Source organism: Rahnella sp. BIGb0236 (genome assembly GCF_004364755.1).
GTDB lineage: Bacteria > Pseudomonadota > Gammaproteobacteria > Enterobacterales > Enterobacteriaceae > Rahnella > Rahnella victoriana.
The window spans coordinates 15826-32552 of record NZ_SOAO01000018.1 but is presented as its reverse complement, the minus strand read 5'-3'; the positions used below and the strand labels follow the sequence as shown (position 1 = coordinate 32552).

Here is a 16727-nt window from a genome sequence, read left to right as displayed (position 1 = left end):
GCATTTCGCGCTTTCAGGGGTGAAATGCCGTAAAAACGCGTGTTTGTTCACAAATCAGTAACCTTTACTGGCAGCGTTTTCACCGACGATTAGAATAGATGAAAAGTCCATAGCCCTATGTAGTTTCAGGAGGTTCGATGTATCACCGTATGATTCAGGATCAACAGCAAAATCCGCTGTTACCGGGTTACAGTTTTAATGCCTATCTGGTCGCCGGTATGACACCGATCCTTGCTGACGGGCCGCTGGATTTCGCCATTGACCGTCCCGGCGGCATGAAAGGTTACATCCTTAACCTGACGGTAAAAGGGCAGGGCAAAGTCTTCGACGGTGAAGATACCTTCTATTGCAATCCCGGCGATCTGCTGTTGTTCCCGCCGAAAGCCCGCCATCTTTACAGCCGCTCTGCCAATGCGGATTCCTGGTATCACCGCTGGGTGTACTTCCGCCCGCGCGCCTACTGGGCCGACTGGCTGGAATGGCACACCAAAACCCGTGACGTCGGCCGTCTATCTTTACCGAATAACACTTTATTGCTGGAGTTCGACCGCCTGTTTGCCAACATCGAGCAAACGCAAAAATCAGGGCGTCGTTTCTGCGAAGAGCTAGGGATGAATCTGCTGGAGCGTCTGTTGCTGCGCGCAATGGAGGAAGATCCGCAGAGCCCGCAAAAGATTATGGATCCGCGTGTCATCGAAGCCTGCCAGTTTATTACCGGCAATCTGGCCGGTGAACTGCGCATCGACGAAGTGGCCCGCCACGTCTGCCTGTCGCCGTCGCGGCTGGCGCATCTGTTCCGCGAACAGGTCGGGATCAACATCCTGCGCTGGCGTGAAGATCAGCGGGTGATCCGCGCCAAATTACTGTTACAAACTACGCAGGAATCCATCGCGACGATTGGCCGCGTGGTGGGTTATGACGATCAGTTGTATTTCTCGCGGGTGTTCCGCAAACGGGTAGGGGTGAGTCCGAGTGATTTTCGTCGCAGAAGTGTGGAGATCAACTATCCGGCCAAACCGTACAAATCTCATCCATGGCCTGAGCAGGAAAATGCCGTGGCATATCATTTTTGAGTTTTGCTTTGCTCTTCCCGCGAAGAGGGAAAAGTGAAAGTGCCATACTGCTCACTCCCCTGCGAAGGGGAGGGTTGGGGTGGGGTATCAGAAGCAACTCTGAATCTGAAGTTGCCATTAAAACCCCCTCCCGGCCTCCCCCTTCGCAGGGGGAGGAGAAAACATTACCCGGCGAAGAAACTCTGCTTCAACGCCCGCTCCACACCCCGCAGTTCCGCTAATCCACGTAAGCGTCCAATCGCCGAATACCCCGGATTGGTTTTCTTATGCAAATCATCCAGCATCTGATGGCCGTGATCCGGACGCATCGGAATGGCGCGCAGATTACCGGCGCGGCGGCGGGTTTGTTCTTCGGTCAGAATCGCTTTGATCACCGCCACCATATCCACATCACCGTCCAGATGGTCAGCTTCATGGAAGCTGCCCGGGACGTCTTCGCGCTGGGTGGCGCGCAGATGGATAAAGTGCACGCGATCGGCGTAGGTGGACATCATCTTCACCAGATCGTTATCTTCGCGCACGCCGTAAGAACCGGTGCAGAAGCAGAAACCATTGTGGATGCTGTCGACGGTTTCTTTCAGCCATTGCATATCTTCAATGGTGGAGATAATACGCGGCAGGCCGAGAATAGGGCGCGGCGGATCATCCGGGTGAACCGCCAGACTTAAACCGCACTGCTCGGCAACCGGCACAATGCTGCGCAGGAAGTGCGCCATATTTTCACGCAGTTTCGCTTTATCGATGCCGTCATACGTCGCCAGACGCGCACGGAACTGATCCAGCGTGTAGCCTTCTTCTGCGCCCGGCAAACCGGCAATAATATTAGACACCAGCTGATCTTTCTCCGCCTGCGTCATCGCCGCAAAATAGTCGGCTGCCTGTTTTTGCTCATCCGCGCTGTAGTAAGAGGTCGCGCCTTCACGTTTGAGCAGATGCAATTCAAAGGCGGCAAACGCGATGTGGTCGAAGCGCAGGGCGCGCGAACCGTCCGGCAGCAGATAGCCCAGGTCAGTACGCGTCCAGTCCAGAACCGGCATGAAGTTGTAGCAAACCGTATAGATGCCACATTCCGCCAGATTGCGGATGGATTGCTGATAGTTAGCAATGTGTTTCTCAACTTCTCCGCTGCGGGTTTTGATTTCCTCATGCACCGGAATGCTTTCCACCACAGACCACACCAGACCTTTGGCTTCGATGATTGCCTTACGTTTTTTGATTTCTTCTACCGGCCAGACTTCACCGTTAGGAATATGGTGCAGGGCGGTGACCACACCGGTTGCGCCAGCCTGACGCACATCATCAAGTGAAACCGGATCGTTCGGGCCGTACCAACGCCATGTCTGTTCCATGTGTTTTCCTTAAAATTGTTAACTGACTCTCTGAATATAGTTGACGCATGGCCGGTGATAAGTTCAAGCTTAATGCGCGGTCTGGTCAGGTGGTCTGCTGGTCAGGCCATCAGACCGACATATGATTCAGCATCAAACCGATCATTAATGTGACCGGGATAACAGATCTGGGATTCAGCATGAGCATGGAGAAAATAATGGCATTACCTACCCTGAAAGTTGAACGGCTGTATCGCCAGATTTCTAATGTCTTGATTAACTGCATTAATACCGGCCAGTTCGCGCCGGGCGCGATGATCCCTTCCGAACGTGATTTATCGAAACAGCTGGGTGTCAGTCGCTCGTCGATCCGTGAGGCGTTGATTGCCCTGGAGATCACCGGTTGGGTGGAAATCCGTACCGGCAACGGGGTATACGTCAGCGATCCGCTGCCACAGCCGATGCCAGCCGTGCCAGCGACCGCCGTCGAAGAAGAGTTCAGTCTGCAATCTCTGGTAAAAGCCCGGCAGGTTTACGAAGCCATGACCGCCGAACTGGCGGCGTTAAACGGCACGGATGATCAGCGCGCCAGACTGAAAGAGATCGCCCTTGAATTAAACGAGCTGAATGCCAATAACGATGCGTTCCTCGAAGCAGACCGTCGTTTCCATCTGATGATCAGCGAAATGACCGGCAACGAAGTGCTGCACGATATGATGGGATACTTGTGGGATAAACGGCATTCACGCCGCTTTATGCGCCTGGAAAGCCATTACACCGAAGTGGATTTCGCCCGCGAAATGAACGCCGATCATCAGGGCATTCTGGACGCGATTCTGGCGAAAGATGGCGCAGGGGCGCGGGCAAGAATGAGCCGACATTTACAGCATGTGTATGACCAGTTATTTGCAGAATAAATGCAGAAAGACGGACAACTCCCTCCCCTGCGAAGGAGAGGGTTGGGGTGGGGTATTAAGGTCAAAATCTAAATCTGAAGTTTACTCTTACCCGGTTTTAGCCCTTAAAACCCCCTCCCGTCCTCCCCCTTCGCAGGGGGAGGAGCAAAGTCAAACCCGGTTTACCGGTTTCACTCAGCTCGGATAGGGCACCCATCCTCCACCATTCAGCCGGATGTAGATTTTCCCCTGATATTCCATCACCACCGAGTTCTCATTTTCTGACACCAGCGGCGTTTGCGGCAGGTTGGCGCTGAAGGTTTTCCAGTCCATGGTCGGGGTGGTAAACACTTTGCCATCCACCGCGCGGGCCACCATTTCCGAAATCGCCTGATAGCTGCTCTGCGACTCGATTTTCATCGGAGACGGCGCATGCGGCGCCTGCATACCAAAGAACTTCACGCCGACCGGAATGTGGGTGATGGAAGGGCTGGGAATATCACGCAGCCCGGAGATCTGCATCTTGTCGCCCACCAGCGCCGCGCCATGCTCCGGCACCACCACCAGCATCACTTTGCGGCCGGATTTATCGAGCTGATCCATAAAGGTATTCAGCTGATTGAGCAAGGTCTGCGCCCGGTTGTGATAATCCGCGCCTTTATTGCTGCCGACATACCGGTTGCCGTCGTGCAGCGGGATCAGGTTGAAGAAGGTTGCCGTACGTGCGGTTCCGGCCTTTTGCTGATTCTCAAGCCAGCGGGAGAACAACTGCCCGTCGTTGAAAATCGGCGATCCGTCAAATGACGTGAGTTCATAACCCAGACCGGCCTGCGACATCAGCGGTGCTTTCATATCGGCATCATCCCGCAGATTGCCGATGTAATTGCCGAACTCGCCGGTGTGGTCCATTGCCAGCTGGGAAGTAAAGCCCAGACGGGCCAGATCGTCGAACAGATAACATTGCTGACCGGCAGGCTGATACAGATTGTGGTGCGACGGCTGGCCGCAACTGGCGCGCAGCAGACGAATCGATGCCGGACCGCTGTAGGCCGTGGCTGAGTTGAAATTGCTGAACACATAATCGAAACGCGACCAGAGCGGTGAACTGGAAAGATTGACCGCATCCAGATCTGACCACGCCAGCGAACAGATGTTAATCACCAGCAAATCGAAAGGCTGGGCGTCGGCGGGCAGCGCATCAGGGAACGTCGTCGCCTTGCGGCTTTCGTTCTGATAGAACTGCTCTAAATAGGCGTTCAGATTGGCATTGGTCGGCGGGCCATTCACGGTATTATCCGTGCCGGAAGGGGCGACGTCTGCCGGGGCTGCGGCGGTATTTTGCACCACCGCCGGTGGCGCAGGATGCGCAAAGAACGGGGTGATCAGGCCGCTCAGGTTGACCCACAATAAGGCCGCGACCGTAAACGTGGTCAGACGGATCCACTGCGAGATGAACAGATAGCCCACCAGCAGCGCAAACCCCACGGCAATCCACTGCCAGTTGATAAAGCGGTCAGCCAGTTCGAGCAGATAACTCACACTGAATCCGGCGACGTCCGCCCCCTGACTGACAATTGAACGCCAGCCCGGCAGCCAGGTGTCGTGATACAGCAGCGCCAGCCCGAAAGGCAGGGCGATCCATTGTCGCCAGCGGTGCAGCCGCAGCGAACGAAGCGGGAACAGCAGGATGGCCGCAAAGACCAGATTGCTCAGTGCATCAAAATTCAGATAACCCTGTGAAAGCAGAACAAATTTCAGCAGAAAATAGTAGTTCCAGGCACCCAGGCCGCGCCAGGATTGCCAGATCCGCAAACGCGGCGAAGAAGATTGCGATTCGTTCATAGTGACGTTTTGGAGTTCCCTGTAGCCGGAGAAGCCTCAGTCCGTTTTGGGGAGCCTGAGCGTTTCTTATTGATCATGCTGGCCGTCATCGGTGTTAAATAACGCGGCGAGAGAAAACGGGTGGCGAAGCGGTTTTTCCAGCGCGGCAGACGGCTGCGCAACGCATATCCGGCGGGGATGAAAATCACTGCCGCCAGAATAAAAATTTCAATAATATCCTGAATATCCATGTCTGTTACTCCGGTGCTCTGGTCGCAGGCGAGTCACTCACGGCGAGCGTGATGGGAACAGGTTGATGCACCTGTGCGCGTCTGAGCGGCCCGGTTTTCTGGGGTGTGAACGTTTCTGCGGCGACCACCGGTTTTTCCATTGGCGGTTTCGCGGCCAGCCGGCGGATCTCCGTCTGGATATCCAGCTCCTGACTCCAGAACGTCTGGCTGGTGAATACCTCTTTCACCGGCAGAGTGAACAGGAAGGCCAGCACATTTTCCACATCGCTGACCTGACAGTTCGACAGGAACAAGTACAGATGGCGTTCCGTGACCGTCAGAATATCGCCGTCACGGCGCAGGGAACACAGAGACATCGCCTGCTGCGGGCTGATCCCGGCAGCAGGGCGCAGGGAAATCAAAATCCCGCGTGATTCGGTGGCCAGCGTGGCGTGGTTCCAGATATCGCGCATGACTTCACAGAACACCGGCAGCGGCAGATAGCCTTTATGATGTGTCGGCAAACGGCTGTCGAGCAGCAGTTCGATATCTTCCGCAACATGACGGGTGAAACTGAGATTTTGCAAATCATCCAGCAAGGTCAGGAAGTTGGAAAGCCGTGCCGCATGAGGCACCACCAGATTGGCACCGCAGGCCTGTAACAGACGCTGGTCAACGTAACGCAATGACGAATTCATCTCGCGCACCACAATTTTCAGCCCGTTGCCGCGCTGAATGCGCAGACGGTGAACCTGACGGGCCAGCACTTCCACCTCATCATTGCCCTGCAGGGCGAAAATCACGGTCGCGGAGCGCGCATGAGAGGCTCTTTCGGTCAGCGCATCATTGTCATCAAACAGGAACCAGCGTTCCGAAAGCGCGGGCGCGCCTTCCAGTACCGACCGCTCAGCCAGCAACATCCACTGATCATCGCCGGTTTGATCAGAGACAGAGGTCGCGGCGGTTTTGTGAATTTCCCAGCCGGTCTGGCGGGGCGTCAGCGGATACAGCGTATTGGCTTCGACACCCAGCGGGTCATGCCACCACGAAATGCCCCACTGGTTAGGCTCGACGTCCGTTTTTAAATCCGCAAGCCCGTATATATTGCGATGATATAAATGCAGCTGAGTTTTGACTGCATTTATACCCATGCCGTAACAGATAATAAGGAGCGTCGCGCCCTTATTATTGGCCGACGCTTGCATTTCGCTCATCCAGCGGGCGAATTGTTTATCATTAAGATCCTGCCAGGCGCTGGCGGGAAGTAATAAAATCATGAAGGGCGACGGTTGCGCAGGCAAACGATTAATATCAGCAGACAGGGCGAGAAACGCTTTCTTTCCTTTGGCGAGCTGGTAATAAGAGGTTTTTTTCGGGTAATGATGTAAATGTGAGAGCAGAATATCCTCGTCTGAGAGTCTGTTTTCTTCCGACGTACACAGTAAATTGTGCTGTGGAAAAAATACACTGACCGGGCTCTCGCCTTGCTGGGCATCCACCGCCTGACCGCACAAACGATATGCCGCATCCTGGCTGTCAGTATTGACCCAGTACAGCCCCTGCGCCTGCATCAGGGCTAATCCATTCCAGAATTGCTTCCTGCCCAATGAAAAGGAATGTGCCATATAGTTAATCTGCTTGTGTCATTTTTGATTAAAAGTCTGCTTGGGGCACACTGATAAATGTGAGTATAATAAATTCTATCATTGCTACATTAAATAATCATAATTCTTCACAATAATGTTTGATACTAAAATGCCTAGGCCGTCACGGCAATTTGCATTGTTTCAGGTATCAGTAATTAGATTGAAGCCGGGAGGAAAACAGGTGGAAGCCAATATTGTCGACTCAGATGATTCTGAGCCCGCGAAAGACGACGATTTCTTTGCGCTGAGTCACCTTTTTTCTTTGTCAGAATTAAATTACGTCGATATCGCCCGTAAAGAAAAAATTCCGCAACTCATGTCCCGCTGGCCGCTACTGGCCGAGCTGGCGCAATACAGTGAATCCGGCGCGGAGACGAAATAATATGGCGGTCATTGCCTTACAGGGGTTTCGTGGCGGTACAGGCACCACATCGGTGACGGCTGCACTGGCCTGGGGTCTCGCGCAATTACATGAAAAGGTGCTGGTGATCGACTTTTCACCGGAAAACGTGCTGCGCTTGCATTTCGGCATGCCTTTCACTCAGGGACGCGGCTGGTGTGCGGCGCACAATGCGGGCGAACCCTGGCAGAACGCGGCCATGCGCTATCATTCCCATCTTGATTTTTTACCCTACGGACACCTTTCTCCTGACGCGACGGCTGCGTCCGCTTTCGACTGGCAAACCGCCATCACTCAGCTTAAAAACACCGGTGTTTACGACTGGATACTGATTGATTCTCCGGCGGCTGATCCTGTGCCTGCGCAAAATATTGCCGACAGCACGGTAGTGCTGATCCACGCCGATACCCAGTCGCATCTCCGTTTGCATCAGCATGCCTTGCCGGAAAACGGTCGCTATTTGCTGAATCAGTTCATTCCTTCCAGCCAGTTACAACAGGATATTTTGCTGTTGTGGCAGGAAACCTTGCCAGCGTTAATCCCTGTGACTTTACACCGTGATGAAGCCATGGCGGAGTCGCTGGCCGCAAAACAACCGGTCGGGGAATGGAAAGATAACAGCAAAATCAGCCGTGAGATGAACACGCTGGCTAACTGGTTTCTGCTGAATCTGCGTGGCGTCAAAAATGCGTCGCGGAGTCCGGAAAAATGAACCGCGTGCTGAACCTGTTTCTGGTCCCGCCGGTGGTGGCCGAATTACAAAACCGCTACCGGCGTTATCGTGCCAGCCAGTCCTCACGATTTGCTGCCGGTACCATGATTGTCTGTGTGGCGCTGTGCTGGCTGTTTCTGCGATTCGAATCGCCGGTCTGGCAGCGTGTCAGCGCACAACGCACCCGCTGGTATCCGCATATTTCGCCGTCGCGTCCGCGTCTGGCTGATCCGCTGCGTTATCTGGTGCAGAGCCTGTGGCTGCTGGTGATTTTGCCGTCCGAAGGCGTGCGCGAGCGTTTTGTCTATACCCGCTGGCCGCAACGTTTACGCGAAAGGGCGCACCGCTGGCTGGAATCCCTGCCGAAACAGGTGACGCAGAATCCGCTGGAAAAGCGCGTCACGCGGCGCATTGGCAAAATGAGCCGTCTCGGTAAACGCCTGCTGATGTTGCTGGCAGGGCTTGTCGCCTTTACGCTGGCGATGTTCTGTATTTCTCAGCCGTTTGGCTATATCGCGCAGTTTGTTTTCGTGGTGCTGCTGTGGAGTATCGCGATGATCATCCGCCGCATTCCCGGCCGCTTCCCTGCGCTGATGATGATTGTCCTGTCGCTGACCATTTCCTGCCGCTATCTGTGGTGGCGTTATACCTCGACGCTGAACTGGGACGATCCGCTGAGCCTGATTTGCGGCCTGCTGCTGCTGGGCGCGGAAACCTATTCCTGGACGGTGCTGGTGCTGGGTTATATCCAGACCATCTGGCCGCTGAACCGTAAACCGGTGCCGATGCCTGCGGATGTCTCAACATGGCCGACGGTAGATCTGCTGATCCCGACTTACAACGAAGATCTCAGCGTGGTGAAACCGACCCTGTATGCGGCACTGGGGCTGGACTGGCCGCGTGAAAAACTGACTATTTATCTGCTTGATGACGGCGACCGGCAGGAGTTCGCCGATTTTGCCCATGAAATCGGGGTAAAATACATTGCCCGCGAAACTCATGAACACGCCAAAGCAGGGAATATCAACAATGCGCTGAAACAGGCCACTGGCCAGCTGGTGGCAATTTTTGACTGCGACCACGTCCCGACGCGCTCTTTCCTGCAACTGACCGTCGGCTGGTTTTTTAAAGATAAAAAACTCAGCATGTTGCAGACGCCGCACCACTTTTTCTCGCCGGATCCGTTCGAGCGTAACCTTGGGCGTATGCGCCGCACGCCGAATGAAGGGGAACTGTTCTACGGGCTGGTGCAGGACGGCAATGACTTGTGGGATGCCAGCTTCTTCTGCGGATCCTGCGCGGTGTTGCGCCGTGACGTTCTCGATGAAATCGGCGGCATCGCCGTGGAAACCGTGACCGAAGATGCCCATACGTCCTTGCGTATGCACCGGCACGGTTACAGCTCGGCGTATATCCGCATTCCGCAGGCGGCGGGGCTGGCGACTGAAAGCCTCTCCGCGCATGTCAGCCAGCGCATCCGCTGGGCGCGCGGCATGGTGCAGATTTTCCGTCTCGATAACCCGCTGTTCGGCAAAGGGCTGAAACTGGCGCAACGGTTATGTTATGCCAATGCCATGCTGCACTTTCTGGCCGGTATCCCGCGGCTGATCTTCCTTACTGCGCCGCTGGCCTTTCTGTTGCTGCATGCGTACATCATCTACGCACCGGCAGTGGCGATCGCGCTATATGTGCTGCCACATATGATCCACGCCAGCCTGACCAACTCGCGGGTGCAGGGCAAATACCGTCACTCATTCTGGAATGAAATCTACGAAACCGTGCTGGCCTGGTATATCGCCCGACCGACCACGGTGGCGTTATTTAATCCGCACGCCGGGACCTTCAACGTCACGGCCAAAGGCGGCCTGAACAAACAGGCTTATGTGGACTGGAAAATCAGCCGCCCGTATCAGATCCTGATGCTGCTGAATCTGGCCGGATTGTTCTTTGGGATTTACCGCATCATGTACGGCAGCGCCGGAGAAATCCTGACGACGCTGGTGAGTATGGCGTGGGTCATTTACAACATGATTATTCTCGGCGGTGCGATTGCGGTGGCCTTTGAATCCAAACAGGTGAGACAGGCGCACCGCGTCGAAGCCAGAATGCCCGCTTCATTATTAAAGCCTGACGGACACATTTATGTCTGTACCGTGCAGGATTACTCCGACAGCGGCGTCGGGCTGGAAACCGAAAGTGCCAGCCAGTTTCAGTCGGGTGACAACGTCACGTTACTGCTGCACCGTGGTCAACAGGAATACACTTTCCCGATGCAAATCAGCCGCGTTTTCGGCAAAAACATCGGCATGCAGCTGTTGCCGCTGTCCACGCGACAACATATTGATTTCATTCAATGTACGTTCGCCCGGGCGGACAGCTGGGTACTGCGCGAGGACAGCTTCCCGGAAGACAAACCGATGGAAAGCTTGCGTGAAGTGCTGGGGCTGGGCATTCGCGGTTATCTGCGCATGCTGGATATCGCGCCGAAGCGATATCGCCCGCTGGCATCAAAAACCCAATCGTTTGGCAGCTGGCTGCTGTCTTTTGCTCCGCGCAATCCCCCGCTGGTCGTTCAGCCTGATGAGTCCAACCTGATGATGACAAAACAATGAAAAGACTTCCTTTATCGACTTTGATGGCATCCGCATTGATGACATTGGCTTTGGGTTCAGCGGCACCAGCATTCAGTGAACAGGCTCCTGCGCCGGAAAGCGTCACGCCGTCACCGCAGGCAGTATTACCGATGGTGGCGCCCGCGGTGACTCCGATGATTATTCCGGGTGCGCCGGTTCGCAGCCTGACCTTACCTTTTGCGGATGTGGCCCCGACACCGGGGGCGATCACCTTGCGCGGCATTCAGCCGAACGGACAAATTGAATTTGGGGTGCGCAGTGACGAAGTGGTCACCCAGGCGACCCTGAATCTGGAATTCACGCCGTCGCCGTCGCTGATCCCCGTGCAGTCGCATCTCAAGGTGTATCTCAATGACCAGCTGATGGGCGTTGAGGTGATCGATAAAGACCAGCTCGGTAAGAAAAATCACCTGCAGATGGCTATCGACCCGCGTTACATCACTGACTTTAACCGCATCCGTCTGGAGTTTGTCGGCCATTACCAGAACGTCTGCGAAAACCCGGCTAACTCCACGCTGTGGCTGGAAATCGGCAAGGGCAGTTCGCTCAGTCTGCAATATCAGAAACTGCCGTTAAGCAACGATCTGGCGCATTTCCCGGTACCGTTCTTTGATGCGCGCGACAGCCGTCCGCTCAGCCTGCCGATGGTGTTTGCCGCGTCTCCGGATGCCAGCCAGCAACAGGCGGCGGCGATCCTCGCCTCCTGGTTCGGTACCAAAGCGCAGTGGCGCGGGCAATCCTTCCCGACGCTGTACAACCAGTTGCCGGACAGCCACGCGGTGGTGTTTGCCACCAACGACAGGCGCCCTGATTTCCTCAAAGAGATGCCGCCGGTGAAAGGGCCGGTGGTGCAGATGGTCAGCCGTCCGGACAATCCGTACGTCAAAATGCTGCTGATTTTAGGGCGTGATGATCAGGATCTGCTGACGGCGGTAAAAGGCATCGCCCAGGGCAATATCCTGTTCCGTGGCGAAACGATTGGCGTCGATAAAGTCGAACAGATCCAGTCCCGCCAGCCGTATGACGCGCCCAACTGGGTGCGCACCGACCGGCCAATGAATTTTGGTGAGCTGAAACAGTATGCCGAACAGTTACAGTCTGACGGTCTGCAACCGAATCCGATCATGCTCAACATCAACCTGCCGCCGGACCTGTTCCTGATTAACAGTACCGGCATCGATATGCGGCTGAAATACCGTTACACCTCGCCGCAGCTGAAAAACACCTCGCGGCTGAGCATCAGTCTGAATAACCAGTTTGTGCAGGATCTGACCCTGAAAACCGGACACGATCAGGATTCGCAACTGCTGCGTCTGTCGCTGTTACAGGGGCTGCTCGATGGCAATAAAGACCTGAACATTCCGGCGCTGAAACTGGGTGCCGTCAACCAGATGCGCTTTGATTTTGACTACACCTCGTTGCTGGCAAGCGGCACTGAAGGACGCTGCGAAACGTACACCACGGTGCCTAATCATGTGGTGATTGACGACAGTTCGACTATTGATTTTTCTGGTTACCGTCACTTTATGGCGATGCCGGATCTGCGCGCGTTTGCCAATGCCGGTTTCCCGTTCAGCCGCATGGCCGATTTGTCGCAGACGCTGGTGCTGGTGCAACCCCAGCCGCAGCCGGTTCAGCTGACCACTTTACTGGATGCGATGGGCAATATCGGCGCGCTGACCGGTTATCCGGCGCTGGGTGTCGGGCTGACGGAAGATGCAGCGAAAGCCAAAGCCACCGATGCCGACCTGCTGGTGATCGGCAAGCTGCCAGCGGATTTACGTGACGACAGTATGCGTGACGACAAAAAAGCCAACCTGCTGATCGACGCGGCGCGGGATGCCGTGAACACGCCAATCCGCCAGACGCCGTTACCGGATAACACCGCACCGGCCAGTGATGCGCGGGTGGATGCCAGTGCGCAAATCAGCGCGCAAGGCCCGGTCGCCGCCGTGGTTGGTTTGCAGTCCCCGTACTTTGATCAGCGCAGTGTGGTGGCGCTGATGGCAAACGGTCAGCAGGGCTTTGAGCTGTTAAATACCGCGATGCAGGATGCCAAACAGCGGGCGCTGGTGTTTGGCTCCGTATCGGTGGTGCGTGATTCCGGCGTGAGCAGTCTGAAAGTGGGCGACACCTATTATGTCGGCCATCTGCCGTGGTGGGAACGTGTCTGGAATGCACTGGCTACTCATCCGGTGTTACTGGCGCTGATGGCGGTGATTGTGGTGGTGCTGGCGGCTATCCTGTTGTGGACCGGTCTGCGTTCTCTGGCCCGTCGTCGTCTGTCTGATGATGATGACCAGGAATAAGCCCGTGAACACACGCCGTACCCGCTGGTTTCCCCGCAGCAGACTGGCCCTGACATGGGGGCTGGTGCTGCTGGCCGCGCCTGCGTTTGCCGCACCGGTTGTCTCTCCCGGGCAATGGTTGCTGGAGCAGGTGCGGGTAGGTGAAGCCAGCCATCAGGACGAACTGGTGCGTCAGTCGCTGTACCGGCTGGAACTGATGGATCCGCAGAATCCCAAAGTGCTGTCCGCCCGTTTGCGTCTCTTGTTACGCGAAGGCGATCAGGCAAAAGCACAGCAGCAACTGGAAAAAATCAAACAGGTCGCCCCCGGTTCTGAAGAATACCGGCAGGCGCAGCTCAGCCTGAAAATCGCCTCGCCGGAAATGCAGCAGAAACTCCAGCAAACGCGACTGCTGGCGACGGCAGGGCGTCTGGACGACGCCAAAGCGCAGTACGACGATCTGTTTGGCGGTCAGCCGCCGACGCTGGATCTGGCGGTGGAATACTGGCAACTGATCGCCCGCCTGCCGGGGCAGAAAGCCCGTGCACAGGCGCAGCTTCAGGCGCTGAACACCCAGTATCCGGGGGATGTGCAGTTGCGTCTGCAACTGGCCCAAATGGCATTTGAAGAGGGGAATAATGCCAACGCGGTGGCGCTGATTAAACAAGTCGCCGCCACCAATGAAGGGCGTTCGCCTGCGGCTGATTTATGGCTGGCAAAAATTAAAGATCAGCCGGTGGGCAACGCGAGCGTTGATGCGCTGCAACAGTTTATCGCCACGTTCGACACCGGCCCGCAGGTGATTGCCGCGCAACAGGAACTCCAGCGCCAGCAGGCATTGCTGGCCGATCCACGTTATCAGGCACGGGTTCGCGGTCTGGCACAAATCGATAATGGTGGTTCGACAGGGGCCATTGCGCCACTGAAACAGGCCCTGCAGGCCAAACCCGACGATGCCGAAGTGCTCGGCGCAATGGGACTGGCCTATTCCCGCGCCGGTAACCGCCAGCAGGCGCTGACCCTCTTTCAGCAGGCAAAAGCCGCCGAAACCGACGGTTATAACGCCGGTAAATGGAACAGCCTGATCCAGACCAACAGCTACTGGCTGAAAATCGAACAGGGCGATAAGGCGCTGAAAGCGGGGCAGCTTGATCGGGCAGAAGCGGCCTATCAGCAGGCGCAGCGTCTGGACTCCCGCGATCCGTGGGCGTTAATTGGCCTCGGCGACGTGGCGGTTGAGCGCAAAAACGATCCCCGGGCGGAGCAGGCTTACCGCCGTGCGTTGGGGCTGGAACGCGATAACAGCAGCGCCCAGCGCGGACTGGTGAATATCTATCAGCGGCAGTCACCGCAGAAAGCGCTGGATTACATTAATTCCTTACCCGCAGCCTCTCGGGCGAAACTCAGTGACAAACAGCGTGGCCTGCAAAGTGACATTGTCACTGAACAGGCTGAAAAATACGCCGCTGAAGCGAACTGGAATCAGGCGGCGAACCGCTATGGCGAAGTGCTGAAACTGAATCCGGACGATGTCTGGACCACCTACCATTACGCCAACGCCTTACGCGAAGCCGGGGAGCCTGCGCGGGCCGATGCCGCTTTTGCGCGTCTGGCGGCAAAACGCCCGGCGGATCCGCAGCAGGTTTACGCCTATGCGTTGTATCTGTCCGGTTCCGATCGTGATGACGCCGCACTGCGCCATCTGAACAACTTGCCGCAGGCGAAGTGGGACGACAACATGCGCGACATGGCGCAGCGTATTCAGCTTGATACCACCCTCACCGCCATTGATGCGTCCCTTGCCGCTGGCAATACCACGCAGGCGAAACAGCAGTTACAGCAGGCCGATTTGCAGGATCTGAGTCTGAATCAGCAGCGTCGGGTCGCCATGGCGTGGCGCGACGTGGGGGAAACCACCAAAGCTGCGGCATTGTTACAGCCGCTGAAAACCGCTGCACGTTCACAACCGGCCGGACAGGATAAGGCACTGATTTACCGTAACGCCGCCAACCTTGAACAACAGCTCGGGCAGCCACACCTGGCACGTCAGGATTACGAACAGGCAATGGTCGCAAGCGGCATCACCGACACGGCCCCGCAGGATAACGACAGCTATACGCGGCTGACCCGCAATAATGCGACCGATGACTGGCTGAAACGGGGCATACGCTCTGATGCGCATGACCTGTACCGTCAGCAGGATGTGAATTTCACCGTGGACACGGATTCGTGGACATCCAGCGGTACGCCGGGGAAATCCGATCTGACCGCAAATACCACCATGTTGCAGGCGGATATGCCGGTCTATCAGGGGCGCGGATTCCTGCGTGCTGACTGGGTGCGTATGGACGCGGGGACCTTCGATAATCAGAACGGAAACTATGAAGAGAGTTTCGGCACCTGTAGCGACCGGAACTGCCGGCGTTACCGCAGCCAGACAGCCAACGGCGTCAGCCTTGGCGCGGGCTGGGAAAATGACAAATGGAAAGGGGATCTGGGCACCACGCCGCTGGGCTTCCCGGTGGTCGACTGGGTTGGCGGGCTGGCCTACAGCGGTGACTGGGGGGATATCGGCTGGACGACCACCGTCTCACGCCGTCCGGTTTCCAGCTCCTTACTCTCCTTCGCGGGCGCAAAAGATCCGGGCACCGGCACCACCTGGGGCGGCGTTCGTGCCACCGGTGCCAGTCTGGGTTTAAGTTATGATCAGGGGCTGGCTAACGGCGTCTGGGCTGATCTGAGTGCGCATCAGCTCACCGGTAAAAATGTCGAAGACAACACCCGTGAACGGCTGATGGGCGGCTATTACTACAAAGTCATCAACGAAGACAACCGCCGCGCCACCGTGGGTCTCAGCTCAATGGTCTGGCATTACCAGAAAGATCTCAGCGGCTACACGTTGGGACAGGGCGGTTACTACAGTCCGCAGCAATACTTCTCGCTGTCGGTGCCGGTGAATTACCGTCAGCGCACGGAGAACTGGTCATGGCAGCTCGGCGGCTCCGTCTCCTGGTCGCGTTCCTCCACCAGCGATGAGAAACGTTATCCGATCCAGAACCTGATACCTGATTCGTTACCGGATAAAAGCGCCATCGAAATCGGCAGCAGCAGCTCCGGATTTGGTTACACCTTACAGGCGCTGGTGGAACGCCGCATCAGTTCCCACTGGACCGTAGGTGGCGGGATCGACATCCAGCAGGCGAAAGATTACACGCCAAGCCATTTCTTGCTTTACGCCCGATATTCCATGAGCGGCTGGCAGGGGGATCTGGATATGCCGCCGCAGCCGTTAGTGCCGTATGCGGACTTTAAGTAATGCCAGACCGGGCATTAGGGCGGTTTTTCGCTGGCGCGAGGGCTTGATCGAGATGATTTCGGTTTCTTAACAGCGGTGATCACTTGACGTGCTGCGCCGAAACCGCCCAAAAGGGGAAAGTGCTTTTCCCCTTTTGGATTTCCCCTCGCTTTCTCAACACGCGCTTCGCTCGCTGGCTATGTTTCAGGTATCGCAGTGACAGGCTGGAAATCTTGCCGCTGCGCGGTTCCCTCTCTCGGTCTTCGAGCCACAGGTCTCGAAGCCGCTCCGTTCGGCAAGATTTCTGAATCGCCAGCACGATCTTAAATTCAAAAACGGGATTGATTTATCTTTTAGAAAAGTTGATTGGCGTGATTAAAAATGGCACCGAATGAATGGTTCGAG

General features: G+C 56.1%; 11 protein-coding genes. 7 read left to right on the top strand and 4 right to left on the bottom strand.

The features are described from left to right. Positions 1-137: 137 nt before the first annotated feature. Positions 138-1073, top strand: a complete 936-nt coding sequence (araC, locus tag EDF78_RS23605) for an arabinose operon transcriptional regulator AraC (RefSeq protein ID WP_095922099.1) — start codon at positions 138-140, stop codon at positions 1071-1073. 164 nt (positions 1074-1237) lie between these two features. Here the strand turns inward: araC and uxuA are convergent, their stop codons facing one another. Continuing rightward, positions 1238-2422, bottom strand: coding sequence for a mannonate dehydratase (gene uxuA / locus EDF78_RS23600; protein WP_119826135.1), 1185 nt, complete (start codon positions 2420-2422; stop codon positions 1238-1240). A gap of 197 nt (positions 2423-2619) precedes the next feature. Here uxuA and EDF78_RS23595 point away from each other — a divergent pair, with 197 nt between their 5' ends. After that, the gene (locus tag EDF78_RS23595) at positions 2620-3318 is read left to right on the top strand and encodes a FadR/GntR family transcriptional regulator (RefSeq protein ID WP_095922097.1); all 699 of its coding nucleotides are present in this window, start codon (positions 2620-2622) and stop codon (positions 3316-3318) included. 174 nt (positions 3319-3492) lie between these two features. On the opposite strand, the gene bcsG is transcribed toward EDF78_RS23595, so the two are convergent. From bcsG to bcsE, 3 genes are read right to left on the bottom strand one after another with little or no spacing between them, the layout of a single operon-like run. Next, positions 3493-5139, bottom strand: coding sequence for a cellulose biosynthesis protein BcsG (bcsG, locus tag EDF78_RS23590; protein WP_133824021.1), 1647 nt, complete (start codon positions 5137-5139; stop codon positions 3493-3495). Next, entirely contained in the window at positions 5136-5369 is a 234-nt protein-coding gene (gene bcsF, locus EDF78_RS23585) for a cellulose biosynthesis protein BcsF (RefSeq protein ID WP_095922095.1), read from the bottom strand. The genes bcsG and bcsF overlap by 4 nt, the downstream gene beginning before the upstream one ends. A 5-nt stretch (positions 5370-5374) precedes the next feature. Then, on the bottom strand, positions 5375-6973 hold the full coding sequence (gene bcsE, locus EDF78_RS23580; protein WP_133824020.1) for a cellulose biosynthesis protein BcsE: 1599 nt from the start codon (positions 6971-6973) through the stop codon (positions 5375-5377). 202 nt (positions 6974-7175) lie between these two features. Here bcsE and bcsR point away from each other — a divergent pair, with 202 nt between their 5' ends. From bcsR to bcsC, 5 genes are all read left to right on the top strand, one after another. Next, positions 7176-7376, top strand: a complete 201-nt coding sequence (gene bcsR / locus EDF78_RS23575; RefSeq protein WP_095922093.1) for a cellulose biosynthesis protein BcsR — start codon at positions 7176-7178, stop codon at positions 7374-7376. Between the two features lies 1 nt (position 7377). After that, a complete protein-coding gene (bcsQ, locus tag EDF78_RS23570) occupies positions 7378-8106 on the top strand; it encodes a cellulose biosynthesis protein BcsQ (protein ID WP_133824019.1) in 729 nt (242 codons plus the stop codon). Beyond that, entirely contained in the window at positions 8103-10718 is a 2616-nt protein-coding gene (gene bcsA / locus EDF78_RS23565) for a UDP-forming cellulose synthase catalytic subunit (protein ID WP_133824018.1), read from the top strand. The genes bcsQ and bcsA overlap by 4 nt, the downstream gene beginning before the upstream one ends. Continuing rightward, a complete protein-coding gene (gene bcsB, locus EDF78_RS23560; RefSeq protein WP_133824017.1) occupies positions 10715-13048 on the top strand; it encodes a cellulose biosynthesis cyclic di-GMP-binding regulatory protein BcsB in 2334 nt (777 codons plus the stop codon). Before bcsA ends, bcsB begins: the two co-directional genes overlap by 4 nt. Positions 13049-13112: 64 nt before the next feature. Further along, positions 13113-16343 (top strand): cellulose synthase complex outer membrane protein BcsC, encoded by a 3231-nt coding sequence (bcsC, locus tag EDF78_RS23555; protein WP_243839480.1) that lies wholly within the window; start codon positions 13113-13115, stop codon positions 16341-16343. The last annotated feature ends 384 nt before the right edge of the window (positions 16344-16727 follow it).

What these genes read in the sequence shown, in the direction of transcription:
- uxuA (WP_119826135.1), bottom strand. Translation starts at nt 2,422, where the DNA reads ATGGAACAGACATGGCGTTGGTACGGCCCGAACGATCCGGTTTCACTT.
- EDF78_RS23595 (WP_095922097.1), top strand. Translation starts at nt 2,620, where the DNA reads ATGGCATTACCTACCCTGAAAGTTGAACGGCTGTATCGCCAGATTTCT.
- bcsF (WP_095922095.1), bottom strand. Translation starts at nt 5,369, where the DNA reads ATGGATATTCAGGATATTATTGAAATTTTTATTCTGGCGGCAGTGATT.
- bcsB (WP_133824017.1), top strand. Translation starts at nt 10,715, where the DNA reads ATGAAAAGACTTCCTTTATCGACTTTGATGGCATCCGCATTGATGACA.
- araC (WP_095922099.1), top strand. Translation starts at nt 138, where the DNA reads ATGTATCACCGTATGATTCAGGATCAACAGCAAAATCCGCTGTTACCG.
- bcsQ (WP_133824019.1), top strand. Translation starts at nt 7,378, where the DNA reads ATGGCGGTCATTGCCTTACAGGGGTTTCGTGGCGGTACAGGCACCACA.
- bcsG (WP_133824021.1), bottom strand. Translation starts at nt 5,139, where the DNA reads ATGAACGAATCGCAATCTTCTTCGCCGCGTTTGCGGATCTGGCAATCC.
- bcsE (WP_133824020.1), bottom strand. Translation starts at nt 6,973, where the DNA reads ATGGCACATTCCTTTTCATTGGGCAGGAAGCAATTCTGGAATGGATTA.
- bcsA (WP_133824018.1), top strand. Translation starts at nt 8,103, where the DNA reads ATGAACCGCGTGCTGAACCTGTTTCTGGTCCCGCCGGTGGTGGCCGAA.